Here is a 22722-nt window from a genome sequence, read left to right as displayed (position 1 = left end):
GTGGGCAGAGTTGATATCCGCCGTGGCGAGCGGATCAGTGCTCGCCAGTGTAAGTCGATAGCAGGCTATTCGATAGCCTCGTACGGAAGCCCGACGTAATTTTCTGCAATGGTTTTTTGTCCCGCTTCCGAGCTGACAAAGTAGTCCAGTTCCGAGGCGCTGATCCGCTGACTGAAGTCGTCGTGTTCGTCGAAACGATGCAGCATCGAGGTCATCCACCAGGAGAATCGTTCGGCCTTCCACACTCGCCGCAGGCAGATCTCTGAATACTTCTCCAAAAGTTCGGTGCGACCTTCGCGATAGACCTTCAGCAAAATCCTGAACAGCGTGCTGACATCGCTGGCGGCCAGATTCAGCCCCTTGGCCCCGGTCGGTGGAACGATGTGAGCTGCATCCCCGACCAGAAACAGGCGCCCGTACTGCATGGGTTCGACCACGAAACTGCGCAGCGGCGCGATGCTCTTTTCAATCGACGGACCGGTCACGAGTTTTTGCGCCAGATCCTGGGGCAGACGATGGCGCAGCTCCTCCCAGAAGCGTTGATCCGACCAGTCGTCGACCTTTTCCTCGGCCGGCACCTGCAGGTAATAACGGGTGCGGGTTGCCGAACGCATGCTGCACAGGGCGAAGCCGCGTTCGTGACGGGCGTAGACCAGTTCGTCATGAACCGGCGGTGTGTCGGCGAGAATGCCCAGCCAGCCAAATGGATAGACGCGTTCGAAAACCTTCAGGCATTCAGCCGGAATCGATTGCCGGGCCACGCCGTGGAAACCGTCGCAACCGGCGATGTAATCGCAATCGACGCGCCAGGTTTCGCCATTCTTTTCAAACGTGACAAAGGCCTCGCCGCTTTTCATGCCACCGGGAACGACATGGTCGGCCTCGTAGAAGGTCTGTCCGCCGGTCTCCCGACGAGCGGCCATCAGGTCGCGGGTGACCTCGGTCTGGCCATAGACCATCACGGTTTTGCCAGCGGTCAGCGCCTGCAGATCGATGTGTACCCGACGCCCGTCCAGGGCCAGTTCGAACCCTCCGTGCACCAGGCCTTCGGCGTCCATCCGCTGACCCACCCCAGCTTCGCGCAAAAGCTCTACCATGCCTTGTTCAAGTACGCCGGCACGGATTCGTCCGAGGACATATTCAGGTGTCTGGCGCTCGATGATCAGGGTGTCGATGCCGGCGTTGTGCAACAGTTGGCCGAGCAATAATCCGGACGGACCGGCGCCGATGATGGCGACTTGGGTTTTCAGCGTTTTCATTGTTTTTATGACTCGCAAGCTTCACACGACAACAGCCGGTGAATGATTTTCAGGATTCGAGTGCTTGCATTTTTCCCTTGCGGGTCTGTCAATTGAAGGTGAAAACTGAGCCGATACCTGTACATTCTGCCAATCGGTGCGATTATCGCCCGCAACCTTCGAGGCCTGGATTGAAGTGATGAACAAGCCTGACCTGCCTTCGATTCCGGTGTTCAAGCTCTACGGTGAAAGCCTGGACTGGCCGACCCCTGACTTGCTGCACTGTGAAACCATTTCCAAACGCAGCCGCGAACATCAATGGGAAATCAAACCCCACCGTCACGCCGATCTGTGCCAGTTGCTCTTCGTATTCAAAGGTCAGGCAGAGCTTGAAATCGAAGGCCAGCGCACGCAACTGAACGAACCCGCGATCCAGATCCTGCCACCGCTGTCGGTGCATGGATTCCGTTTTTCCGAGGACGTCGAAGGATTCGTCGTGACCCTCGCCACACCGTTGATCAACCATTTGCAAGCGCAGCTGGGCAGCGCGGTGCAGGCCCTGGCCCAGGCCGGGAGCTACCCGGCGGGACAGGATGCGGATTATCTCAATAGCCTGTTCGCCGCATTGCAGGCCGAATACAACGGTCATCAACCGGCGCGGGAAATGCTCATGCATTCGCTGGTGAGCGTGATCATGGTCTGGGTCAGCCGTCAGGCGATCCGCCGTCATAACGCCAGTCAACGTCCGCAGCGTCAGCGCGAATACCTCAACGGGTTCATTCAACTGGTGGAGGAGACGTACAGACAGCACGTCAAGGTCGAAGACCTGGCGCATCGTCTGGGCATTTCCGTTTCGCACCTCAACGGCACTTGCCGCGAACTGGCGGGGCAGCCGGCGTTGCAGATCATGCATGAGCGTCAATTGCTGGAAGCCAAGCGCCTGCTGACGTACACCAGCATGACGATTTACGAGATGTCCGAGGTATTGGGTTTTTCCGATCCGACCAACTTCACGCGCCTGTTCCGGCGCCGGGTGGGGATCTCGCCAAAGGCATTCCGCGACCGACTCAAATCCGAACGACAAGAGAGTGAATAGGCGGGAGCGAGCTTGCTCGCGAAGACGGTGTATCAGCCGGCAATTTTGCCACCTGACACGCCGTCTTCGTGAGCAAGCTCACTCCCACAGACGACCTGTATCAGCGCAGGGCGTTGAGCGTGGCGTTGTGAGGGATGCAGCGCTCGAAGTTGCAGCTCGCGTATTCACGGGGCAGTTGCCGCAACTGCTCCACGCGCCATGCCGCGGTGCCGTACAGCGCCAGCGTGGCTGCGCAGGTGATGAAAATCGCGAGGTATCTTCTTGTTCTGGTGCTCATGATCATGGCGGTGACCTCTGAACGAATACCCGTGGGTACTACTTTCAGCATAGGTCAGCGCCGGCGAGTTGCCAGCTGCGGTGCGAGCGTGTTTACAGGCCGATATCCCATTGCGGGTTTTCGGGAAAACGCAGTACCAGGAAATCCAGCAGGCTGCGCAGTGCCGCCGGCATGTGCTTGCGTGAGGCGTACACCGCATAGATGTTCATCCGCCGAGGTTCGGCGTCGGGCAGCAGGCGCACCAGTTCGCCACTGTGAATATGCACCCCGGCCTGATAGGTCGGCAGCATCGCCACTCCGGCGCCGGCCAGTGTGGCACGGAGCAGGGTGCTGGCCTCGTTGGCGCTGATGTTGCCCTGCACCGGCACCGAAACCGGCTCGCCATCCTCTTCGAAATGCCACAGGCTCTTGCCGAAATAGGAGTGGGTCAGGCAATTGTGCCGGCTCAGATCTTCAACCCGCTGTGGCTGCGGATGTTCCTGCAGATAGGCGGGCGCCGCGCAGACCACCGAGCGGCAGACCGTCAGGCGGCGGGCGATCAGATTGGGGTCGAGGTCGTTGCTGGTGCGGATCGCCAGATCGATGCGTTCATCCACCAGGTTCACCGTGCGATCGAGCATTTGCAGATCGATGCTGACGCCCGGATAGCGTTTGACGAACGCGGCCATGGCATCAGCCAGTTGCGCCTGGCCGAACGAGGTGCTGACACTGATCCGCAACAGACCCCGTGGTGCGTCGTCGGGTTCGCTGACGGCGGCCTGCATGTCGCTGGACAGTTCGAGCATCTGCCGGCAGCGCGGCAGGATTTCGTTGCCGGCGGCGGTCAGGCTCAGTTTGCGCGTGGTGCGATGCATCAGGCGCGCGCCGACCCAGTCTTCCAGTTCCGCCAGATACCGCGACACTACCGGTCGCGACAGGTCCAGGTGATCGGCCGCCGCCGACTGGCTGCCCAGATCCACCACCGTGACAAACACCCGCATTGCTTGGAGACGATCCATGATTTGCCCGCTTTCAGAAACAAACTATGTTCAAGCATCGCATTTTTTGTAATGAGTCTGGCAACTAAGCTCTGTCCCATCGCCAAACGCGGCATTCGAACAGCGGAGCAACCCATGATCGGCTTCACCACTCTCAAGCGTGTTTTACTGGCCACCGCCACCCTCGGCTTCGCTGCCCACGCAGCGGCCGCCAACCTGAGTCTCGATGTCTACAACCCTGGAACCAACGCTATCTTCCCGGTGACTTCGGTGCTGGTCAGCGGTGAGAAGGACGCGATTCTGGTGGACGCCCAGTTCGGCAAGTCCCAGGCCGAGCAAGTGGTGGAAAAGATCCGCGCCAGCGGCAAGCAACTCACGACCATCTACATCAGCCACGGTGATCCGGATTACTACTTCGGGCTCGACACCCTGACCCAGGCCTTCCCGAACGCCAAGGTGCTGGCTTCGCAGCCGACCGTCGATCACATCAAGCAAACCGTCGACGGCAAACTCGCCTTCTGGGGCCCGAAAATGGGCGCCGACGTGCCGGCCAAAACCATCGTGCCGGGCGTGCTCAAGGGCGACAGCCTGATGCTCGAAGGGCAGAAACTGCAGGTGGTCGGCCTGGAAGGCAAGCAACCGGATCGCAGCTTCGTGTGGATTCCCTCGTTGAAAGCCGTGGTTGGCGGTGTGGTCGTCGCCGAGAACATCCACGTCTGGATGGCCGACACCCAGACTGCACAATCCCACGCCGACTGGCTGGAAACCCTGCACTCGATCGAAACCCTGAAACCGAAAACCGTGGTACCGGGTCATTACCTGGGTGACAGCACCCGTTCGCTGGCCGCCGTGAAATTCACCGCCGACTACATCAAGGCCTTCGACGAAGAAACCGCCAAGGCCAAGGACTCTGCCGCGCTGATCGGCGCGATGAAAAAGCGCTACCCGACACTGGGCGAGGAAAGCTCCCTGGAGCTGAGCGCAAAAGTCGCCAAGGGCGAGATGAAGTGGTAACCCGATTCTGAAAAACGCAGCACTCTCAAGCCAACTGGAGAATGTCATGAGCAAGATCGCAATCATTGGCGCCACCGGCCGTGCCGGCAGCCAATTGCTGGAAGAAGCCCTGCGTCGCGGCCACAGCGTCACCGCCATCGCCCGGGATACCTCGAAGATCGGCGTCCGCACCGGTGTGGTCAGCCAGAACGTCGACGTGCTGGACGCTGCCGCGCTGCAAGCCGCTGTTGCCGGTCATGATGTGGTGATCAGCGCCGCGCATTTCGCCACGGTGCCGGCCAGTGCGCTGATCGGCCCGGTGAAACAGGCCGGGGTGAAACGTCTGCTGGTGGTCGGCGGTGCCGGTTCGCTGTTGCTGCCGGACGGCACCCGGGTGATCGACAGCGCCGGTTTTCCGGCCGAGTACAAGGCCGAAGCCAGCGCCGGTGCGGCGTTCCTCGATACCTTGCGCCAGGAGAAGGAACTGGACTGGACCTTCCTGTCGCCGTCGGCGCTTTTCTTCGAAGGCGAGCGCACCGGCAAATTCCGCGTCGGCAAGGATGACTTGCTGGTGAGCGCCGAAGGCCAGAGCTCGATCAGTTTTGCCGACTACGCGATTGCGCTGATCGACGAAGTGGAAACGCCGAAGCATTCGCGTCAGCGGTTTACCGTCGGTTACTGAGTTTCGACTCCGATCCAATGTGGGAGCGAGCTTGCTCGCGAAGAGGGCGTGTCAGTCGACATCAACGTTGAATGACACACCCTCTTCGCGAGCAAGCTCGCTCCCACAGGATATTGGGGTGTTCAGCGGGTATGAGCCTGCTCCACCAGCCAGCCCATCAATTCCTGCAACTTCGCCGATGGCTCCGACGCCGGCGCCACGATGTAATAGCCCAGTCCCGTCTTCACCTTCAGATCGAACGGCATCACCAGTCGCCCGGCGCTCAAGTCGTCGCCGATCAACGACCAGTCGCCAATCGCCACGCCTGTCCCATGGGACGCCATCGACATCGCCTGATCCAGTGTCTCGAAATGCTGGCCGCTGCTGATGTTGTTCAAGTGCAGTTCGGCGGCTTCAAGCCAGAGTGTCCAGTCGTCATCGGTGTGGGTTGGGTGCAGCAGCAAGTGTTGTTGCAAGTCCGACGGCGTGTGCAGGGCCGGTGAGCCCTTGAGCAACGTTGGCGAACAGACCGGCGTCAGTTGTTCATCGAACAGATGCAACGCGGCAGGCGATTCGTGGGGAGCGGGGCCATAGATCACGGCGGCGTCGAACTGCTCGCGATGAAAGTCCACGCCGTGTTGCAACGACGCCGTGAGTTTCACCGGCACGTCCGGGCGCTCGCGCTGCCATTGCAACAGCCGTGGCAACAACCAGCGCATCACGCAGCTCGGTGCCTTGAGTTGCAGGGTTTCGCGCCTGGCGCCGATCTGCTCCACCGAATCGCCGATCAGGCTGAACACCTGCTGCACCCGCGGCAGCCATTCGCGACCTTCGGCCGTCAGTTCCAGGCCACGGGCCAGGCGAATGAACAGCTCATAACCCAGATGCTCCTCAAGCCCGGCGATCTGCCGGCTCACTGCGCCTTGGGTGATATGCAACTGCTCGGCGGCCCGGGTGAAGTTGCAGCACTGCGCGGTGATCAGAAACGTGTGCAGGGCGGGCAGGGGAGGCAGTCGTTTCATGTGGATCCAAGCCATGACGTGAGGACATGGCTAGTATGAGCTTTTATCGATTGTTGCGGCTACGTGTCGCCCGTTTCAATGAGGCCAATCACCGGTCCTTTTAAAGCCCGGTGCCTCAACGAACAAGAAGGGCAAAGACATGGCGACGTGTGGCGAAGTACTGGTCAAGTTACTCGAAGGTTACGGGGTCGAGCAGGTGTTCGGCATTCCCGGGGTGCATACCGTGGAGCTGTATCGCGGGCTGGCCCGTTCGAGCATCAACCATGTGACTCCGCGTCACGAGCAAGGCGCCGGTTTCATGGCCGACGGCTACGCCCGCACCAGCGGCAAGCCGGGTGTGTGCTTCATCATCACCGGCCCGGGCATGACCAACATCACCACCGCCATGGGTCAGGCTTACGCCGATTCGATCCCGATGCTGGTGATCTCCAGCGTGCAGTCGCGCAGCCAATTGGGCGGCGGTCGCGGCAAGCTGCATGAACTGCCGAACCAGAGCGCACTGGTCGGCGGCGTGGCGGCGTTCTCCCACACCCTGATGTCGGCGTCCGAATTGCCGGGCGTGCTGGCCCGTGCGTTTGCACTGTTCCAGGCCGGGCGTCCGCGTCCGGTGCACATCGAAATTCCGCTGGACGTGCTGGTCGAAGAAGCCGACGAACTGCTGACCAGCGTGCCGGTCCACATCGACCGCGCCGGTGCTGCGCCGGCCGCCGTGAGCCGCATGACTGAACTGCTGGCCGGCGCCCAGCGTCCGCTGATCCTTGCCGGTGGCGGCGCCATCGACGCGGCTGCCGAACTCACCGAACTGGCTGAACGGCTCGACGCGCCAGTGGCCCTGACCATCAACGCCAAAGGCATGTTGTCGTCCAGCCATCCGTTGCTGATCGGTTCGACCCAGAGCCTGGTCGCGACCCGCGCCCTGGTGGCCGATGCCGACGTGGTGCTGGCGATCGGCACCGAACTGGCGGAGACCGACTACGACGTGACCTTCGCCGGTGGTTTCGAAATCCCCGGCAAGCTGCTGCGCGTGGACATCGATCCCGACCAGACCGTGCGCAACTACCCGCCGCACGTGGCGTTGGTCGCCGACTCGCGCAACGCGGCGCAGGCGCTGCTCAGTGCGCTGTCGCACAAACCGCTGGCCGAACGCCGCAACGATTGGGGTCAGGTGCGCGCTGCGCGTCTGCGTGAGGAACTGGCTACCACCTGGGACGCTCCGACGCTGGCCCAGACCCGTTTCCTCGAAACCGTGCTGCATGAACTGCCGAGCGCGGTGTTCGTCGGCGACTCCACGCAACCGGTGTACACCGGCAACCTGACCTTCAACCCGGAGCGTCCGCGCCGCTGGTTCAACTCGTCCACCGGTTACGGCACGCTCGGTTATGCCTTGCCGGCGGCGATTGGCGCGTGGCTCGGCGGCCATCCGGAACACGGCGCACGTCCGCCGGTGGTGTGCCTGATCGGCGACGGCGGTCTGCAATTCACTTTGTCGGAGCTGGCCAGCGCCGTGGAGGCGCGCACCCCGGTGATCATCCTTCTGTGGAATAACCAGGGTTACGAAGAGATCAAGAAATACATGGTCAACCGTGCCATCGAGCCGGTGGGCGTGGACATCTACACCCCGGACTTCATCGGCGTGGCCAAGGCCCTGGGGTGCGCGGCAGAAGCGATCAGCTCGGCCGAACATCTGCGCGGTGCACTGCGCGCTGCCAGCGATCGTCAGGGCCCGACCCTGATTGAAATCGACCAGACCCAATGGATGAAGGCGGTGGCCCAATGATGAATTTCCCGACCACACTCGACGGCCTGTACATCAACGGCCAATGGTCCGCTGGCCGCGAACACCTGCGCGTGATCAACCCGGCCACCGAAGCGCTGCTGACCACGGTCAACGGCGGTGACGAAAGTGCCGTCAATCAAGCGGTAACGGCGGCGACCGAAGCCTTCAAGGGCTGGTCGAAAACCACCGGGACCGAACGAGCGACGATCCTGCGCAACATCGCCAACGGCGTGCGCAATGGCCGCGAACATTTGATGAAGTTGCAGTCGAGCAACAACGGCAAACCGCTGTTCGAAGCGGGCATCGATGTCGACGACGTGATCGCCACGTTCGAGTACTACGCCGGACTCGCCGAAGGCCTCGATGCAAAACAGGACAGCAACGTGCCGCTGCCCGGCGACGACTTCAGCGCACGTCTGCGTCGCGAGCCGTGCGGGGTGGTCGGGCTGATCGTGCCATGGAATTTCCCGATGGTCACCACCGCGTGGAAACTCGCCCCGGCCCTGGCCGCCGGTTGCTGCGTGGTGCTCAAACCGTCGGAAGTCACGCCACTGCCGGAACTGGAACTGGCGGCCATCATCGCCGAATCCGGGCTGCCCAAAGGCGTGTTCAACCTGGTGTGCGGCACCGGTCTGGCAGTCGGTGCGCCGCTGTCGGCGGACCCGCGCATCGCCAAGATTTCCTTCACCGGCAGCAACGCCGTCGGTGTGCAAGTAATGCAGCGCGCCGCGGAAACCGTGAAGGGCGTAAGCCTGGAACTGGGCGGCAAATCCTCGCTGCTGATTCTGGAAGATGCCGACCTCGATCTGGCGGTGGAGCTGGCCTGCGGCGGCGGTTTCTTCAACGCCGGGCAAATGTGCTCGGCCACCAGCCGGGTGCTGGTCGCCGATGAACTGGCCGATGAATTCCTGATTCGTCTGAAGGCCCGTGCGGAAAAAATCCGTGTGGCCGATCCGTTCGATCCGGACGTCGAGATGGGCGCACTGGTCAATCAGGCGCAGTACCAGCGAGTGCTCGGCCACATCGACCGTGGACTGAGCGCCGGTGCCAGGCTGATCTGTGGCGGCAATCGTCCCGACGATCTGCCACGCGGCTATTTCTTGCAGCCGACGATTTTCACCGAAGTGCCCCTCGACAGTGCGCTGTGGTGTGAAGAGATCTTCGGCCCGGTGATCTGCGTGCGCAGTTTCGCATCGGAAGCCGAGGCGATTGCCCTGGCCAACGACAGTCAGTTCGGTCTGGTGGCCAGCGTGGTCACGCGTAATCCCGAGACCGCGGATCGGGTCGCCAACGCCTTGCAGGCGGGGCTGGTGTGGCTCAACGCGCCGCAGGTGATTTTCCCGCAGACCGCGTGGGGTGGTTACAAGCAGAGCAGCATCGGTCGCGAACTGGGGCCGTGGGGCCTGGCGGCATTTCAGGAAATCAAGCACGTGGTTCGCGCGCTCTGAATGCCCGAAAAAGGTCAGCGCATGCCTCGCAACGAGGCATGCGTCGGTGTCATGGCTCCAATGAGTTTTTATCGATAGTCAGGTGTTTTGCACGACCTCAGGATGAACCCGCAGACCACGCTCAAGCCCTTTGAAACCGGGTGCTTGGGCGATATCGGTCAGGCAGATGCAAGGGTTGCGATCAATCTCATACTTAGAAGAATAATGGGAGTCCTAAATGGGCGAGCACGATCTGAACAGGCGTCAATTCATCAAAACCGTCGGCGTGGCCTCGGTGGCTGCGGCGGCGATGAGCATGCCCTTTATCCGGGCCAGTGCCAGCGACACCCGTTTTTCCGGCAAGACCCTGCGCCTGCTGACCTGGTCCGATGACACGGGCCTGGCCGCACTGCGCAACATCGCTGCAACGTTCGAAGCCAAGACCGGTGCCAAAGTGATTGCCGACCGCACCGGCAGCACCTCGGAAATGGTCGCCAAACTCAAGGCCGGCGGTGACCGTCCGCAGTACGACATCATCACCCTGGCTGGCGTTGGCGCCGAAGGTCTGGCCGCTGCCGGACTGCTGGAAAAACCCGATCTGAACCGCATTCCCAACCTGATCGACGTCCCGGAAAAATACCGCACCGGGGCCAACGGTCACGGCATCGGTTACCTGCTGTGGTGCAACAGTCTGATCTACAGCACCCGCACCCAGAAAGAAGCTCCGGACAGCTACGCCGCGCTGTGGGACGCCGATCTGGCACCGAACATTTTCCTGCCGCCGCCGAACTGGACCGAGGCAATGGACCTGATCATCATCGCCGCCAGACTGGCCGGTGGTGACGAGCACAATATCGAGCCGGGTTTCAAGAAACTCGCCGAACTCAAGGAACGCGTGGTGACCCTGGGCGAAAACCCCAACCAGATCGCCGAGCTGTTTCGCACCGGTTCACTGGACATGGGCGGCCTCTACGCCCCGGCGTTTTTCCCCAAGCAGATCCGCGATCCGAACTATGGCCTCGGTGCCACGTTCGGGATGAAGGAAGGTTTCTACACCGACCTGATGCTCTCGGTGATGCCGAAGAACCGTCCGGGCGACACCGACCTGGCCTACGCCTTCATTGACCACTCCCTCGACCCGCTGGTGCAGGGCAAGATGGCCGAAGACATCTTCAACGGTCCGGTCAACGCCAAGGCGATCATTTCCGCCGAAGCGCGCAAGAGCCCGTTCATCCTCACGCCGGAGCAGATCGCGGAGAAGGCGATCATGCACGACAACGCCTTCCTGGCGACCGTGCATGACCAGTGGATTCGTCGCTACACGGAAATCTTTTCTTCCTGATCGAGTGATGGACGCAGGTTCTTCAAACACCGAAGTACCTGTGGGAGCGAGCTTGCTCGCGATTGCGGACTGACATTCACCGACAGTGTCGACTGACAGATTGCTATCGCGAGCAAGCTCGCTCCCACAGGTTTCTCGGTGAATTTGAAGGCAGTGTCTGTCAGTTGTTTTTCCATTGACGAGATCATTGCTATGGAACATCAATCCCTGACCCGACCGGTCGGCGCGGGTGACGTGCGCCCGGCGCGCGGTGTTTCACCGACCGCACGTGCGTGGTTTTTCCTTTCGCCGTCGATGCTGTTTCTCGGTGTGCTGATTGCTGCCAGCCTGCTGGTGCTGCGCATGAGCGTCGGCACCAAAGGCGCGGAGTGGTCCGGTTTCAGCCTGGCCAGTTACGCGCAGTTGCTCGAGCCGTACTATCTGAAATCGTTGCTGCTGACCTTGCGTCTGGCGCTGATCAGCGCGGTGATCGCCGTAGTGTTGGCGATCCCGGTGGCGTACACCATGTCGCGCCTGACCTCGCCGTTCGTGCGGCGGATCTTTCTGGCAGCGGTGCTGTTGCCATTGCTGGTCAACCTGCTGCTGCAAAGCTATGGCTGGCTGGTGATCCTCGGCCCCGGCGGCATGCTCAATCAGACCCTGATGGGCCTTGGCCTGATCAAGCGTCCGATCATGTTGCTCTACAACCAGAACGGCGTATTGATGGGCCTGGTGCAGACCGCGTTCCCGCTGGCTGTGCTGCCGATTGCCAGCGCCATGCGCGGTGTCGCCCGCAGCTACGAAGAAGCTGCCGCGACCCTTGGCGCCAGTCGTTTTCAGGTTTTCCGTCAGGTGGTGTTGCCGATGAGTCTGCCGGGGATCATCACCGGCGCGACGCTGGTGTTCGCCTACAACGCCAGCAGCTTTGTGGTGCCGTTGTTGCTCGGTGGTCGGCGCGTACCGATGCTTGCGGTGATGGTGCATGACCAGATTGCTCCGCTGATGAACTGGCCCGCTGCGTCTGCCGCCGGGGTGGTGTTGATTGTCACCACGCTGGCGATCATGACCTTGTCCGAATATCTCACCGGTCGTCGTCGCCGTCTGCTGGAGGCTTCGCAATGAGTGCCCTGATCAAAAGGCGTCAGTCGCTGTTGCCGGGCGATACCGGTAAGTTTGCCGGCATTCTTTCCGGGATCATTTTGTTCCTGGCGGTGTTGCCGATCCTGACCATGATCGTGATGTCGTTCAGCGGTGCGTCGAACCTCGACTTCCCGCCCGGCAGCTACAGCCTGCAGTGGTACAAGGCGGCGTGGCACACCTTCGTTTCGCCGGATGCCAGCGATGTGCTGAGCCTCGGCCAGGCCATGGGCACCAGTCTGCTGGTGTCGTGTCTGGCGATGATTGGTGCCACGCTGATCGCGGTGCCGGCGGCTTACGCGCTGACCCGTTGCGAGTTCCGTGGCAAGGGCGTGGCGTTGCAATTGATGTCGCTGCCGCTGGTGTTCCCGATGGTGGTGCTGGGGCTGGCCTTGCTGCTGGTGTTCGACAGTCTTCCGTTCCACATGACCACCTCGCGACTGGTGATCGCCCACGTGATTCTGGCGCTGCCGTTCGTGGTGAAAAACTGCACGGCGGCCATGCTCTCCATCGGTAGTGAAGTCGAAGAGGCGGCGCAGATGCTCGGGGCCTCGCCGCTGCGGGCCATCGTCGATGTGGTGGTGCCGTTGATGAAATCGGGGATTCTGGCGGGGATGTTGCTGGCGTTCATCGTCTCGTTCAACGAGTTCACCGTGACTTATTTCCTCTACACCATCGACGTGATGACCGTGCCGATCTGGATGTACAGCCGCACCGTGTCATCGCTCGACCCTACCGTGTTCTCGTTTGCCGTGCTGATCGTGCTGATCGACTTCGTCCTGATCTGGGCGCTGGAGAAGCTGGTCGGTGAGGGCGGCGTTTCCTTTTGATTTCTTGAGGTGATTTTATGTCTGGTCTGATTCTGGAAAACGTCGAGAAACACTACGGCTCGGCCTGCGCGGTAAAAGACGTCAACCTGCATTTGCCCGAGGGCAAACTGGTGTGTTTCCTCGGCCCGTCGGGCTGCGGCAAGACCACGTTGCTGCGCATGATCGCCGGGCTGGAAACCCTCACCGGCGGCGAGATCCGCCTGGACGGCGAAGACATCGGCCACACCCCGGCGCATCTGCGCAACTTCGGCATGGTGTTCCAGTCGCTGGCGCTCTTCCCACACATGACCGTGGGCGAGAACATCGCTTACCCGCTGAAACTGCGGGGTGTGAGCAAGGCCGATCAACAGGCGCGGGTGGTGGAGTTGCTGGAAATGATCCAGCTGCAACCGATGATCGACCGTCCGGTGGCGAAACTCTCCGGCGGCCAGCGTCAGCGGGTAGCGATTGCCCGGGCGATTGCTTCGCACCCGAAAATCCTTTTGCTCGACGAGCCGCTGTCGGCACTGGACGCCAAGTTGCGCGAGTCGATGCAGGTGGAAATCCGCCAGCTGCAACAACGCCTGAATATCACCACCATCATGGTCACCCATGATCAACGCGAGGCCATGACCATGGCCGATATCGTGGTGGTGCTCGGTGAGCACCGGGTGCAGCAAGTGGGCACGCCGATCGAAATTTACCGGCACCCGGCCAACGAGTTTGTGGCGGACTTCATCGGCTCCGGCAATATCTTCCCGGCCACGGCGCTGGGCGATGGCAAGATCGTGCTGCCGGGCGGCGATGCCCTGCAAGTGCCGATTTGCAGCAGCATCGGGGTCGGGCAGAAAGTCAAAATGCTGATCCGCCCCGAAGACCTGCAACTGTCGGCGCCCCAGGCCACAGCGGGCAATCGCCTGCTGGGCAAGGTGACGTTTGTGCGCGACATCGGCGCAACCATCGAGACCACGGTGGAATGTTCAGGGGTGACCTTCACGGCGCTGAGCACGCCGTGTCAGGGCATCGGGCTGGGAATCGGGCATCCGGTTTCGGTGACGTTACCAAGTGAGGCGTGTCGGCTACTCGGCGCCTGATCAGACGCTCAGCCGAAGGCGCGCCAGATCCCTCAACGGCGGCGCGCCGAACAACCGGCTGTACTCGCGGCTGAATTGCGACGGGCTTTCATACCCCACCCGATACCCGGCTGCCGAGGCTTCCAGTCCTTCAGCCAGCATCAAGCGCCGCGCCTCTTGCAGGCGCAATTGCTTTTGATACTGCAACGGACTCATCGCCGTCATCGCCTTGAAGCGGTGATGCAAGGTCGAGACGCTGAGGTTCACTTCCTTCGCCAGATCATCGATGCGCAGCGGCTGTTCGAAGTTGCCGTTGAGCCATTTGATCGCCTGGCTGATGCGGTGGCTCTGGCTGTTGGCGATGGCGATTTCGTAGAGCCGATGGCCCTGCGGACTGCGCAGCAGGCGATAGAGAATCTCCCGGCGGATCAGCGGCGCGAGCATGGCGATGTCTTTCGGCGTGTCGAGCAGACGGGCCAGACGCAACACCGCATCGAGCATCGCGCTGTCGATCTTTTCCACATACAGACCGCGACCGGTGGGTCGGGTCGGCACGCCCATCGGGCCGGCATCGGCGATCAGTGCGGTGATCTCCGCCGGATCGATGTCCAGGCGCACGGCGAGGATCGGCTCTTCGGGCGAGACATTCACCACCCGCCCGCTCAACGGCATCGAGACCGAGACCACCAGATAATTCAGTGGATCGTAATTGAAATATTCGTCCGCCAGCCGCACCTCTTTGCGGCCCTGGGCCATGATGCACAGCGCCGGTTGCGCGAGTACCGGGGCGAATTCGTGGGATTGGGTGTGGCGCGACATGAACAGCGAGCCGACGGCGGTGGCGTAACTGCCGTCTTCGGACGTGTTGCGTCGAATGAGCGCCGCCAGTTCCGCTCGCTGCTTTTCCATGTCGGCTTCCATGTCGGCATCGTGCGGCGCTTGAAAACGATCGAATGACGTCATGCACAGCCTCCTCGGCAAGGGATGGAATGGGAGCAGAGCATAAATTTGTGCAAGCGCAAGCGGTAGACACATCCTGCGAAATGCTTGCCTGATCCTGCACAGCGTTGCATGCCTGCCCAGACATGACAGGGCGCATTGCGGAAAACTTGCTCGAAACCGCTGTGACAGGAAGGTGACAGTCATTCATGACTTGTTACAGGCCTGAAGGACAGTCTCGCAGGATTGTGCAACGCAACGGCAGGAATCGACTAACGGCGAGCATTGTCCGGCCCTTAACCTTGGATCCTGTCGCAGCCCGTCCCCGGCTGCCACACGACTCCCTGGGAGGGTTGAACATGTCCAAGCAGATTCCCGTCAGTCATATGGCCTTCGTTCGAGCGCGCGCCGGGCGTTCGGCGGAACTCGGCATGCGCCTGAGCGCGCTGATCGAACCGTCCCGTGCCGCCGCCGGTTGCCTGAGCTTTTCCCTGCAGCATTCACAGTGTGATCCCGAGCTGTGGCTGGTCTCCGGTTTCTGGAGCAACCAACAGTCGATGACCGCCTATTTCAGCAGCCCGTCAATGGAAGTGTTTGCCGAGCTGGTGCAGGACCTGGTGGTCAACAGCCTGGATTTCCATACGTTTAAAGACGTGTCGGCGGCGCAGGCGCTGGGCCAGGGTTGCGCGCCGATACACAAACTCGCCGGTTGAGGGTTTAATGGCCGGCCTATCTGACTGAGCCAGGACCTGCGACATGGCACGTAAAGAATTTGAACACTTCGAAGCGGTTTCCGCTGTAGTCCCCGTCGAGTTGGGCAGCAACAAGGGTTATTTCGCGGCAATCGCGGTCAAGGCCCTGGTTGACGGCGGTGCGCCGCGCTTTCACAAACTGTTGAATGACCAGGTATTCCCTGGTGCCATTGCCGCCGATGAAGCGGCCATCAATGAGCTGGACAAGCTCAAGGGCGTCACTGATGACGCCGAGCTGATCTGGTAACTCCGTTTACTTGACGGCGCCCGGGCGCCACATCTTGAACAAGGCTTCCGGCCCCAGCTGGAAGTAGTCCGCCGGCCCGCCGCCGCGCAGAATCGGTTCTGCGGCGGCGGTGTCGTAGATCCCGTCCTTCAACAGCCATTTGGCGATGTGCACGGCGACCACTTCGCCGAGCACCAGCCAGCTCGGCACCGTCTCGCCGTCGGCGCGCTGCAACTGAATGATCTGCGTGACCTTGCATTCGAAGGACACCGGGCTTTCGGCCACGCGCGGCACGGCAATCATTTTCGACGCCACCGGCGTCAGCCCCGCCAGTTCGAACTCGTTGACCTCCGGCGCGACCGCCGCGCAGCTCTGGTTCATCTGCTCGGCCAATGGGCGGGTGGCGAGGTTCCAGACGAACTCGCCGGTCTGCTCGATGTTGTTCAGGCTGTCTTTGCGCCCGACGCTGGAGAACCCGATGATCGGCGGAATGTAGTTGAACGCGTTGAAAAAACTGTAGGGCGCCAGGTTCAGCCGACCCTCGGCGTCCTGCGAAGAAATCCAGCCGATGGGGCGCGGGCCGACGATGGCGTTGAACGGATCGTGGGGCAGGCCGTGGCCGTTGGCCGGTTCATAGAAATGGATGTCATCGGACATGGCGAGGGTGTTCCTGAAGGCTTTCGGAAGCGGGCAATAGTGCAAGTCCGGCCTGCGAAGATCAAATGCAGTTCTGCAGAAATGAACAAGCCCGGCAATGGCCGGGCTTCGGTGTCTGCGTTCGCCGATCAGCTGATGGCTGCGGCGGTACCGGTTTTATCGAAACCGTCAGCAGCGAGGGCCGCGGCGGTGCCGGTCTTGTCGAAACCATCAGCCGCAATGGCTGCAGCCGTACCGGTCTTGTCGAAGCCATCTGCCGCAACGGCTTTGCCGACGTTGGTTTTATCGAAACCGTCGGCGGCGTAGGCGCCCGAGTGGCTGGTTTCGATGGCGGCGCTGGCGCCGGAAATGAAATCGGCGGATTTGGTTTTGTCCGAGCCATCGGCGGCGAAGGTGTTGGCAGCCAGTACGGACAGGGTCAGGGCGAGGATCAGTTTGGTTTTCATGGTCGTTCTCCAGATTCGAAATTCGTTGGCGGTGTGTCTTGCATGGGGTTCATGCTACGCCAATTAAATTGATTAAAAAGCGCAAAATAATGCTAAAAACAATCGATTAACTTGATATTAAGGGCGACGCATTCAATTCGTCTCGTCGTGGGAGCGAGCGACGCGCAGTCAATCGATCAGGTAGGTAGAGGATGCGGCAGGGGCATTAACCGGTGATTAATCGCCGCTTTTGGCTTGTGTGACAGATTTTTCATACATTCCCGACCGGTTTTTCACCCTCGCAACGCCAGTCTGCCGGCGGCCAGAAAACCAAGAACCGGCCGTCACACACTGGAGCTTTGCTTGCAATGAACAAACTGCCTCAAATCACCCTGGCCTTCTGGGTCATGAAAATCTGCGCGACGACCCTCGGGGAAACCGCAGGGGATTTGCTGTCGATGACCCTCAACGTCGGCTATGCCATGAGCTCGCTGATCCTCATCAGCGTGTTCGTCCTGACGCTGGTCACGCAACTGATGTCCAGGACTTACAAACCGCTGCTGTACTGGATCGTGATCCTGTCGACCAGCACCGCCGGCACCACCATGTCCGACTTCATGGACCGCACGCTGGAGCTGGGCTATGCCACCGGTTCCATGATCCTGATCGCGATCCTGCTGGCAATTTTTTCGGCGTGGCGCCTGAGCGGCGATTCGCTCAATGTCACCAAGGTGCAGAGCTTTCGTGGCGAGATGTTCTACTGGATGGCGATTCTGTTCTCCAACACTTTGGGCACCGCGCTCGGCGACTACCTGGCGGATGACTCGGGCCTGGGCTTTGCCGGTGGCGCGCTGTTGATCGGCTCGGCGATTGCCGTGGTGGTGCTGCTCAAGTACTTCACGAAGATTTCGACCGTCGCGCTGTTCTGGGTGGCGTTCGTGCTGACCCGGCCGTTTGGCGCGACCCTGGGCGACCTGATGACCAAGTCCCATGAGAAGGGCGGTCTGGACTTCGGCACCATTGGTTCGTCGGTGGTGCTGGCGGGGATTCTGCTGGTGATGATCGTGGGCGCGTCTTATGCGCAGAAGCGGTTTGGTAAGCAGGGTGCGGCTGCCGAGTTGACTTGATACCGGGTTGCCCCATCGCTGGCTTGCCAGCGATGGGGCCAGAACAGCCACCGTTGCAGTGGCTGAACAAATCCGGTCAGTCAGTGACGATGCGCGAGTGTTTCTGGGTGTCTTTCATGGTGATGTACACCAGCAGGGACACCGCGATGCATGCGGTCACGTACCAGTAGTAACCGGTTTCCATGCCGATGCTCTTGAACCACAGCGCGATGTATTCGGCGGTGCCGCCGAAGATCGATACGGTCAGTGCGTAGGGCAGGCCGACGCCCAGGGCGCGGATCTCGGTCGGGAACAGTTCGGCCTTCACCACGGCGTTGATCGAGGTGTAGCCGCTGACGATGATCAGCGCTGCCATGATCAGGAAGAACGCGCCCCACCAGGTCTGGATGGTGTGCAGGGTCATCAGGATCGGTACGGTGAAGATCGTTCCGAGCACGCCGAAGGCGATCAGGATCGGACGACGCCCGATCTTGTCGGACAGGCCGCCGATGATCGGTTGCAGGCACATGAACAGGAACAGCGTGGCCGCCGAAATGGTGGTGGAGTCGGAGATGCTCATGCCGACGGTGTTCACCAGGTATTTCTGCATGTAGGTGGTGTAGGTGTAGAACGCCAGCGTACCGCCCATGGTCAGGCCGACCACGGTGAGCAATTCCTTCGGGTGACGCAGCAGGGTGCGCATGGCGCTTTCCTTGGACTTCTCTTTTTTCACGAAGGATTCGGTTTCTTCCATGCCGCGACGCAGGTACAGCGCAACGATCGCGCACAGCGCGCCGATGGCGAACGGAATGCGCCAGCCCCAGGCGTACAGCTGTTCGGTGGTGAGTATCTGTTGCAGCACGATCAGCACGCCGAGTGCGATGAGCTGGCCGGAAATCAGGGTCACGTACTGGAAGCTGGAGAAAAAGCCGCGACGTTCCCTGGTCGCCATTTCCGACAGGTAGGTGGCCGAAGTGCCGTATTCGCCACCGACCGACAGGCCTTGCAGCAAGCGGGCGAACACCAGCAGGATCGGCGAGACGATGCCGATGGTTTCATAACCGGGGCTGAGGGCGATCAGCAAGGAGCCGAAGCACATCAGGTACACCGAGGCCATCAGCGCTTTCTTGCGGCCGACCTTGTCGGCGTACAGGCCCATCAGCCAGCCACCGATGGGGCGCATCAGAAAGCCCACGGCGAAAATCGCGGCGGTGTTCATCAATTGGGCGGTGGTGGAACCGGCGGGGAAGAAGGTCTTGGCGAAGTACAGCGAGAAGGCGGCATAGACGTACCAGTCGTACCACTCGACCATGTTGCCGACGGAACCGCTGAAGATCGACTTGATGCGACTGGCGGTGGTTTTTTCTTTGACCGGCACTGCTGCCGACCCAAGAGGCAGGGCGTTGGAGTTATCCATTGAAGGATCCTTCGTTTAATTGTTTTTGTGGAGCGCGTGGAAACGCAGCCTGCGGGGGCTATAGCAGGAGCTGTGCCAACGGGGAGAGGGCCGGATTAGAAGGGTTGGGGAGAATAGATGAGCGGAAATCCGCTTATGTATGAGTTGCGTTGAGCGGAAAGTCGCTCACCCTGACGGATAGACCATTGTTGTCTATGCCGGCCTCTTCGTCGGAACGCCGCCCGGAGGGGCCCGATCAGACCCTGTAAAAATCAACTGCCCTGCACAAACATCTCCCGGGTCAACCCATGCCGCTGCATCTTTTCATTGAAGGTGCGCCGGGGCAGTTGCAGCTCCTCCAGTACGGCTTTCACATCCCCCTTGTGCCGGGTCAGCGCGGCCCGCAGACACTGCGCCTCAAACGCTTCTTGCTGCGCCGCCAGCGACTGGCCCGGATCGATACCCTGCACCGGTTCATCCAGCCCCAGCACCTGCCGCTCGGCGACGTTCGCCAACTCGCGAACGTTGCCCGGCCAGTCGTGACTCAGCAGATGGCTCAATTGCGCACCACTGAGCGGCGGGAAGGTCCGGCCCAAACGTTGGGCGGCGCTCTGGGCGAAGGATTCGAACAGCAATGGAATGTCTTCGCGACGATCCCGCAGTGGCGGCAGGCGCAGTTGCGCAACGTTCAGGCGATACGCCAGATCCTCGCGAAAGCGCCCGGCCCGGGCTTCGTCCAGCAGATCGGGTTTGGTGGCCGCCACGATGCGCAAGTCCACGCGAATGCTCTGGTTGGACCCCAATCGTTCCAGCTTCTGCTCCTGCAACACCCGCAGCAGTTTCACTTGCTGGGCCAGCGGCATGCTTTCGATTTCATCGAGAAAGAGCGTCCCGCCATCTGCGTATTCCAGCTTGCCGATGCGTTTGCCGGAAGCCCCGGTGAAGGCGCCGCTCTCATGGCCGAACAGCTCGGCTTCGAACAACTGCTCCGGGATCGCTGCGCAGTTGAGTGCCACGAAGGGTTTGTCGGCGCGGGGGCCGAAGTCGTGCAGGCAGCGGGCGACCAGCTCCTTGCCACTGCCGGTCTCCCCACGGATCAGCACGTTGACCGGCAGGGGCGCCAGATCCAGCACCTGCCGGCGCAAGGTCTGCAAGCCACGGGATACTCCGAGCAATGTTGCCTCGAGTTTCGCGCGGTTGTCGGCCTGCGTGTGCAATGCGCGGTTCTCCAGCACCAGCCGGCGTTTGTCGAGCGCCCGGCGCAGGCTGCCGAGCAGGGTCTCGGGGCTGAAGGGTTTTTCCAGAAAATCATAGGCGCCGTCGCGCATGGCTTCGACGGCCATCGGTACATCGCCATGGCCGGTGAGCAGAATCACCGGCAGGTCGGCATCCCGGCGCTGGACTTCGGCCAGCAGCTCAAGACCGCTGAGGCCGGGCATGCGCACGTCGCTGAGGATCACCCCGGCAAAGTGTTTCGGCAGCGCCGCCAGGCAATCCTCGGCACGGCTGAACAGCTGCACTTCGAATCCGGACAGGCTCAGCCACTGCTCGACGGCACTGCGGATACTGCTTTCGTCATCGACCACCATCACCGCGTTGAGCATCAGATATGCGCCTCCAGATCGATTGGCAGGGTCAGGCTGAACACCGCGCCGTTTTCGCCATTCTCGGCTGTCAGGCGACCGCCGGACTCATGGACGATGGCGAAGGATACCGCCAGTCCCAGACCGAGGCCGTCGCCCACCGGTTTAGTGGTGAAAAACGGATCGAACACCTGACTCAGATGCTCTTCGGCAATGCCGCCGCCATTGTCGATGACGCTGAGGCGCCACAACTGTTCATCGGCTTCCAGACGGATTTCCAGACGTTTGCAAGGCTTGCCCTGCATCGCATCGAGGGCGTTGCGCAGCAGGTTGATCAGCACTTGTTCCAGGCGTATCGCATCGCCGCGCACCCAGGCCGGACGGGTCAGGTGCAGCACGAGACTGACCTGTTCGTCGCGCATTCTGACGTCCAGCAATTGCAGAGCCTGATCGACCACCGTCGCCAGGTCCAGCCGCTCGCGCAAACCGCTGGGGCTCTTGCGGGCGAAGGTTTTCAAGTGACCGGTGAGGGCTGCCATACGCGTGAGCATCTCATCCACCGGTTTGAGTGCCTTGCAGGCGTCATCGACCCGGCCGTGATCGAGCAGCAGCCTCAGCGTTGCAAGCTGCATGCGCTGGGCGGTCAGCGGCTGATTGATTTCGTGCGCCAGCGCGGCGGACATTTGCCCGAGGGCCGCGAGTTTTGCCGATTGCACCAGACCATCCTGAGCAGTGCGCAAATCCCGGGTACGTTCCTCGACCAGTTGCTCAAGCTCTTCGCGGCTGCGCTGGCGCATTTTCGCCAGGCGCCAGCGTTGATTGAGGAACAACAACAGAAACACCAGCGCCAGCCACACCCCGGCGGCGGCGAGCCCGGCATTGCGCTGGTCTTCGAAGGACAGTTGCGGGCGGCGCAGCAGGTGCAGGGTCCAGCCTTCGGCCGTCAGCGGCAGGGATTCCCACAGGTAATCTGCCGTGCCCTGCGGCCCCTCGACCCGACGCAGGTCGCTGTTGTCATCGAAGCGGCGCAGCGACAGATGAGTCAGCGGCACCAGCGATTGTTTGTCGTACTGGCGAGTGGTCTTGATCTCCCGGTAATCGGCCGGGGTCAGCGGGTGCAGCAGGCGATAGCGCCAGTCGGGCTGGTTGGCGATGAAGATGATGCCCCGGGCATCGCTGACCAGCAGCGTGTCGTTGCCGTGGCTCCATTCGCGCTCCAGCTCCGGGAATTCGAGTTTGACCACCATCGCCCCGAGGAACTCGCCGTTGTCGCCGAGCACCGCGCTGGACAGGAAATAACCGGGAATTCCGCTGGTCACCCCGACCGCATAAAAGCGCCCGGTGCCCTGGGTGCGGGTCTGGCTGAAGTACGGGCGAAAACCATAGTTGTGACCGACGTAACTGCTGGGCAAGCGCCAGTTGCTGGCGGCTACCGCAAGGCCGGTGTGGTCGAGCAGTTCAAGGGTCGAGGATTGTGCGGCGCCGTTGATCTTTTCCAGCTTCAGGTTCAGCGCTGCTTGCTGCTCGGCATCCACGGGACCTGCCAGCGCCGCACGCAATTGCGGGTCCAGCGCCAGCACGGCGGGCAGGGCGCGGTAGCGGTCGATCAGGGTGTGCAGCGAGTTGGCGTACAGCGCCAGTTGCTGGTTGGCCCGGGCGGCGTCCTCGACCAGCGCCTGGCGTTCGGCGTGACGGATCGCAAGCGTTGCAGCGAGGGCGGCGCCGGCGAGGATCAGCAGGGTGTATAGCGTCAGGCGCACAAGGCGTGAGGTCGCGGGCATGGACGTATCAGGCGCAGAATGGGGCGAGCACGATAGCATGCACAGGCGG

22 protein-coding genes are annotated in these 22722 nt (G+C 61.5%); 12 read left to right on the top strand and 10 right to left on the bottom strand.

What is annotated here, in order from left to right:
• Nucleotides 1–65: 65 nt before the first annotated feature.
• Nucleotides 66–1250 (bottom strand): 4-hydroxybenzoate 3-monooxygenase, encoded by a 1185-nt coding sequence (gene pobA / locus NWV16_RS22265; protein ID WP_409519395.1) that lies wholly within the window; start codon nucleotides 1248–1250, stop codon nucleotides 66–68.
• A gap of 187 nt (nucleotides 1251–1437) precedes the next feature.
• Here pobA and NWV16_RS22260 point away from each other — a divergent pair, with 187 nt between their 5' ends.
• Nucleotides 1438–2334, top strand: coding sequence for a helix-turn-helix domain-containing protein (locus NWV16_RS22260; RefSeq protein ID WP_260520780.1), 897 nt, complete (start codon nucleotides 1438–1440; stop codon nucleotides 2332–2334).
• Between the two features lie 100 nt (nucleotides 2335–2434).
• On the opposite strand, the gene NWV16_RS22255 is transcribed toward NWV16_RS22260, so the two are convergent.
• On the bottom strand, nucleotides 2435–2662 hold the full coding sequence (locus NWV16_RS22255; RefSeq protein ID WP_065258587.1) for a hypothetical protein: 228 nt from the start codon (nucleotides 2660–2662) through the stop codon (nucleotides 2435–2437).
• A 41-nt stretch (nucleotides 2663–2703) separates the two neighbouring features.
• Complete coding sequence (locus NWV16_RS22250; RefSeq protein WP_260520779.1) at nucleotides 2704–3609, bottom strand: LysR family transcriptional regulator; 906 nt, start codon at nucleotides 3607–3609, stop codon at nucleotides 2704–2706.
• A 114-nt stretch (nucleotides 3610–3723) separates the two neighbouring features.
• On the opposite strand from NWV16_RS22250, the gene NWV16_RS22245 reads away from it, so the two are divergent.
• Together NWV16_RS22245 and NWV16_RS22240 are read left to right on the top strand one after the other, a co-directional pair.
• Nucleotides 3724–4602 (top strand): MBL fold metallo-hydrolase, encoded by an 879-nt coding sequence (locus NWV16_RS22245; protein WP_260520778.1) that lies wholly within the window; start codon nucleotides 3724–3726, stop codon nucleotides 4600–4602.
• Between the two features lie 46 nt (nucleotides 4603–4648).
• Nucleotides 4649–5263, top strand: coding sequence for an NAD(P)-dependent oxidoreductase (locus NWV16_RS22240; protein ID WP_260520777.1), 615 nt, complete (start codon nucleotides 4649–4651; stop codon nucleotides 5261–5263).
• Between the two features lie 122 nt (nucleotides 5264–5385).
• Here NWV16_RS22240 and NWV16_RS22235 read toward each other — a convergent pair whose 3' ends face one another.
• The gene (locus tag NWV16_RS22235; protein WP_260520776.1) at nucleotides 5386–6264 is read right to left on the bottom strand and encodes a LysR substrate-binding domain-containing protein; all 879 of its coding nucleotides are present in this window, start codon (nucleotides 6262–6264) and stop codon (nucleotides 5386–5388) included.
• A 139-nt stretch (nucleotides 6265–6403) separates the two neighbouring features.
• On the opposite strand from NWV16_RS22235, the gene NWV16_RS22230 reads away from it, so the two are divergent.
• From NWV16_RS22230 to NWV16_RS22205, 6 genes are all read left to right on the top strand, one after another.
• A complete protein-coding gene (locus tag NWV16_RS22230; RefSeq protein ID WP_260520775.1) occupies nucleotides 6404–8041 on the top strand; it encodes a 5-guanidino-2-oxopentanoate decarboxylase in 1638 nt (545 codons plus the stop codon).
• On the top strand, nucleotides 8041–9489 hold the full coding sequence (locus tag NWV16_RS22225; RefSeq protein ID WP_260523570.1) for an aldehyde dehydrogenase family protein: 1449 nt from the start codon (nucleotides 8041–8043) through the stop codon (nucleotides 9487–9489). Before NWV16_RS22230 ends, NWV16_RS22225 begins: the two co-directional genes overlap by 1 nt.
• Nucleotides 9490–9706: 217 nt before the next feature.
• The gene (locus NWV16_RS22220; protein WP_260520774.1) at nucleotides 9707–10810 is read left to right on the top strand and encodes an ABC transporter substrate-binding protein; all 1104 of its coding nucleotides are present in this window, start codon (nucleotides 9707–9709) and stop codon (nucleotides 10808–10810) included.
• Nucleotides 10811–11002: 192 nt separating this feature from the next.
• Complete coding sequence (locus NWV16_RS22215) at nucleotides 11003–11911, top strand: ABC transporter permease (RefSeq protein WP_260520773.1); 909 nt, start codon at nucleotides 11003–11005, stop codon at nucleotides 11909–11911.
• Complete coding sequence (locus NWV16_RS22210) at nucleotides 11908–12756, top strand: ABC transporter permease (protein WP_260520772.1); 849 nt, start codon at nucleotides 11908–11910, stop codon at nucleotides 12754–12756. Before NWV16_RS22215 ends, NWV16_RS22210 begins: the two co-directional genes overlap by 4 nt.
• Nucleotides 12757–12773: 17 nt before the next feature.
• Nucleotides 12774–13829, top strand: coding sequence for an ABC transporter ATP-binding protein (locus NWV16_RS22205; protein WP_260520771.1), 1056 nt, complete (start codon nucleotides 12774–12776; stop codon nucleotides 13827–13829).
• Here NWV16_RS22205 and NWV16_RS22200 read toward each other — a convergent pair whose 3' ends face one another.
• Complete coding sequence (locus NWV16_RS22200; protein ID WP_260520770.1) at nucleotides 13830–14771, bottom strand: AraC family transcriptional regulator; 942 nt, start codon at nucleotides 14769–14771, stop codon at nucleotides 13830–13832.
• A gap of 335 nt (nucleotides 14772–15106) precedes the next feature.
• Here NWV16_RS22200 and NWV16_RS22195 point away from each other — a divergent pair, with 335 nt between their 5' ends.
• Both NWV16_RS22195 and NWV16_RS22190 read left to right on the top strand, forming a co-directional pair.
• Nucleotides 15107–15460, top strand: a complete 354-nt coding sequence (locus tag NWV16_RS22195) for a putative quinol monooxygenase (protein WP_260520769.1) — start codon at nucleotides 15107–15109, stop codon at nucleotides 15458–15460.
• 43 nt (nucleotides 15461–15503) lie between these two features.
• Nucleotides 15504–15746 carry a hypothetical protein gene (locus tag NWV16_RS22190; protein WP_065258578.1) on the top strand — a complete coding sequence of 81 codons (243 nt, stop codon included), beginning with the start codon at nucleotides 15504–15506 and terminating at the stop codon, nucleotides 15744–15746.
• Between the two features lie 6 nt (nucleotides 15747–15752).
• Here NWV16_RS22190 and NWV16_RS22185 read toward each other — a convergent pair whose 3' ends face one another.
• Together NWV16_RS22185 and NWV16_RS22180 are read right to left on the bottom strand one after the other, a co-directional pair.
• A complete protein-coding gene (locus NWV16_RS22185) occupies nucleotides 15753–16382 on the bottom strand; it encodes a flavin reductase family protein (RefSeq protein ID WP_260520768.1) in 630 nt (209 codons plus the stop codon).
• Between the two features lie 128 nt (nucleotides 16383–16510).
• On the bottom strand, nucleotides 16511–16828 hold the full coding sequence (locus NWV16_RS22180; RefSeq protein WP_260520767.1) for a hypothetical protein: 318 nt from the start codon (nucleotides 16826–16828) through the stop codon (nucleotides 16511–16513).
• Between the two features lie 347 nt (nucleotides 16829–17175).
• On the opposite strand from NWV16_RS22180, the gene NWV16_RS22175 reads away from it, so the two are divergent.
• Nucleotides 17176–17934: a hypothetical protein gene (locus NWV16_RS22175; protein WP_260520766.1), complete on the top strand. Its 759-nt coding sequence runs from the start codon at nucleotides 17176–17178 to the stop codon at nucleotides 17932–17934.
• A 76-nt stretch (nucleotides 17935–18010) separates the two neighbouring features.
• On the opposite strand, the gene NWV16_RS22170 is transcribed toward NWV16_RS22175, so the two are convergent.
• The 3 genes from NWV16_RS22170 to NWV16_RS22160 all read right to left on the bottom strand — a co-directional run bounded on the left by NWV16_RS22170 (nucleotide 18011) and on the right by NWV16_RS22160 (nucleotide 22673).
• A complete protein-coding gene (locus NWV16_RS22170) occupies nucleotides 18011–19330 on the bottom strand; it encodes an MFS transporter (protein ID WP_260520765.1) in 1320 nt (439 codons plus the stop codon).
• Between the two features lie 251 nt (nucleotides 19331–19581).
• Entirely contained in the window at nucleotides 19582–20913 is a 1332-nt protein-coding gene (locus tag NWV16_RS22165) for a sigma-54-dependent transcriptional regulator (protein WP_260520764.1), read from the bottom strand.
• Complete coding sequence (locus NWV16_RS22160; RefSeq protein WP_260520763.1) at nucleotides 20913–22673, bottom strand: ATP-binding protein; 1761 nt, start codon at nucleotides 22671–22673, stop codon at nucleotides 20913–20915. The genes NWV16_RS22165 and NWV16_RS22160 overlap by 1 nt, the downstream gene beginning before the upstream one ends.
• Nucleotides 22674–22722: the final 49 nt, after the last annotated feature.

Source organism: Pseudomonas sp. BW7P1 (assembly GCF_024981055.1).
Classification (GTDB): Bacteria; Pseudomonadota; Gammaproteobacteria; order Pseudomonadales; family Pseudomonadaceae; genus Aquipseudomonas; species Aquipseudomonas bananamidigenes.
Note: the sequence above shows the minus strand (reverse complement) of the source record. Positions and strands in the feature narration are given on the sequence as shown.

Coding starts and splice junctions, on each gene's coding strand:
- NWV16_RS22165 (WP_260520764.1), bottom strand. CDS start 20,913: ATGCTCAACGCGGTGATGGTGGTCGATGACGAAAGCAGTATCCGCAGT.
- NWV16_RS22205 (WP_260520771.1), top strand. CDS start 12,774: ATGTCTGGTCTGATTCTGGAAAACGTCGAGAAACACTACGGCTCGGCC.
- NWV16_RS22230 (WP_260520775.1), top strand. CDS start 6,404: ATGGCGACGTGTGGCGAAGTACTGGTCAAGTTACTCGAAGGTTACGGG.
- NWV16_RS22200 (WP_260520770.1), bottom strand. CDS start 14,771: ATGACGTCATTCGATCGTTTTCAAGCGCCGCACGATGCCGACATGGAA.
- NWV16_RS22260 (WP_260520780.1), top strand. CDS start 1,438: ATGAACAAGCCTGACCTGCCTTCGATTCCGGTGTTCAAGCTCTACGGT.
- NWV16_RS22235 (WP_260520776.1), bottom strand. CDS start 6,264: ATGAAACGACTGCCTCCCCTGCCCGCCCTGCACACGTTTCTGATCACC.
- NWV16_RS22185 (WP_260520768.1), bottom strand. CDS start 16,382: ATGTCCGATGACATCCATTTCTATGAACCGGCCAACGGCCACGGCCTG.
- NWV16_RS22175 (WP_260520766.1), top strand. CDS start 17,176: ATGAACAAACTGCCTCAAATCACCCTGGCCTTCTGGGTCATGAAAATC.
- NWV16_RS22170 (WP_260520765.1), bottom strand. CDS start 19,330: ATGGATAACTCCAACGCCCTGCCTCTTGGGTCGGCAGCAGTGCCGGTC.
- NWV16_RS22255 (WP_065258587.1), bottom strand. CDS start 2,662: ATGCTGAAAGTAGTACCCACGGGTATTCGTTCAGAGGTCACCGCCATG.
- NWV16_RS22215 (WP_260520773.1), top strand. CDS start 11,003: ATGGAACATCAATCCCTGACCCGACCGGTCGGCGCGGGTGACGTGCGC.
- NWV16_RS22195 (WP_260520769.1), top strand. CDS start 15,107: ATGTCCAAGCAGATTCCCGTCAGTCATATGGCCTTCGTTCGAGCGCGC.
- NWV16_RS22240 (WP_260520777.1), top strand. CDS start 4,649: ATGAGCAAGATCGCAATCATTGGCGCCACCGGCCGTGCCGGCAGCCAA.
- NWV16_RS22190 (WP_065258578.1), top strand. CDS start 15,504: ATGGCACGTAAAGAATTTGAACACTTCGAAGCGGTTTCCGCTGTAGTC.
- NWV16_RS22160 (WP_260520763.1), bottom strand. CDS start 22,673: ATGCCCGCGACCTCACGCCTTGTGCGCCTGACGCTATACACCCTGCTG.
- NWV16_RS22210 (WP_260520772.1), top strand. CDS start 11,908: ATGAGTGCCCTGATCAAAAGGCGTCAGTCGCTGTTGCCGGGCGATACC.
- NWV16_RS22245 (WP_260520778.1), top strand. CDS start 3,724: ATGATCGGCTTCACCACTCTCAAGCGTGTTTTACTGGCCACCGCCACC.
- NWV16_RS22220 (WP_260520774.1), top strand. CDS start 9,707: ATGGGCGAGCACGATCTGAACAGGCGTCAATTCATCAAAACCGTCGGC.
- NWV16_RS22250 (WP_260520779.1), bottom strand. CDS start 3,609: ATGGATCGTCTCCAAGCAATGCGGGTGTTTGTCACGGTGGTGGATCTG.
- NWV16_RS22180 (WP_260520767.1), bottom strand. CDS start 16,828: ATGAAAACCAAACTGATCCTCGCCCTGACCCTGTCCGTACTGGCTGCC.
- NWV16_RS22225 (WP_260523570.1), top strand. CDS start 8,041: ATGAATTTCCCGACCACACTCGACGGCCTGTACATCAACGGCCAATGG.